The sequence below is a fragment of the Bradyrhizobium sp. AC87j1 genome (assembly GCF_002936975.1).
GTDB lineage: Bacteria > Pseudomonadota > Alphaproteobacteria > Rhizobiales > Xanthobacteraceae > Bradyrhizobium > Bradyrhizobium shewense.
In genome coordinates this window covers 1-798 of record NZ_PTFE01000269.1, presented here as the reverse complement: position 1 = coordinate 798, position 798 = coordinate 1, and the positions used below count along the sequence as shown (strand labels likewise).

Here is a 798-nt window from a genome sequence, read left to right as displayed (position 1 = left end):
ACCTGTTGCTGGCCGATGCGGCCGGACGCGCCGCGCTGGGCGGCGACGGGCTTACCGGTGTGACGGTGGTGGATCTGGAGACGGCCACGGCCTGGGCGGAGCTGCCGGCGTCGGATCCGGACCCGCGTGCGCTCGGCCTGACCTCACGCCATCTCGCCTATGTGATCTACACCTCCGGCTCAACCGGCACCCCCAAGGGTGTCATGATCGAGCATGCGAGCACCGTGAACCTGCTGCATTGGAGCAGCGGCGTGTTTGCGGAGGAGACCAGCCGCATGCTGTTCTCCACCTCGATCAGTTTTGATCTGTCCGTCTATGAGTGCTTCGTTCCGCTGTCGCAAGGAAGCACGCTTTACCTTGTCGAGAATGCGCTGGCGCTGGCCGAGAGGTCTTTGGATATCTCTTTGATCAACACAGTCCCCTCGGCGATCGCCTCTCTGGTCGATAACAAAGCCGTGCCGCCCTCGACAAGGGTCATCAATTTGGCGGGCGAGCGGCTAAAGGCAGGCCTCATAGAGAAGGCCTTCGAGAGCAGTCGGGTCGAGAAGATCTGCAATCTGTACGCGCCTTCGGAAACCACGACGTACTCGACCTGGATTTGCATGCGAAGGGGAGAGACTGTCGTCGAGACGATCGGCCGTCCGATCGCGAACACGCGGATCTATCTGCTTGACGGACACGGTGCGCCGGTGCCGTTCGGTGCGGTCGGGGAGCTCTATGTCGGCGGGGCGGGGGTGGCGCGCGGCTATCTGAACCGGCCCGAGCTGACCGCGGAGCGGTTCATGGCCAGTCCCTTTG

General features: G+C 63.3%; 1 protein-coding gene. It reads left to right on the top strand.

Annotated features, from left to right (window positions below):
- On the top strand, window positions 1–798 hold a 798-nt coding region (locus CV770_RS41260; RefSeq protein ID WP_146101485.1), incomplete at both ends, for an AMP-binding protein.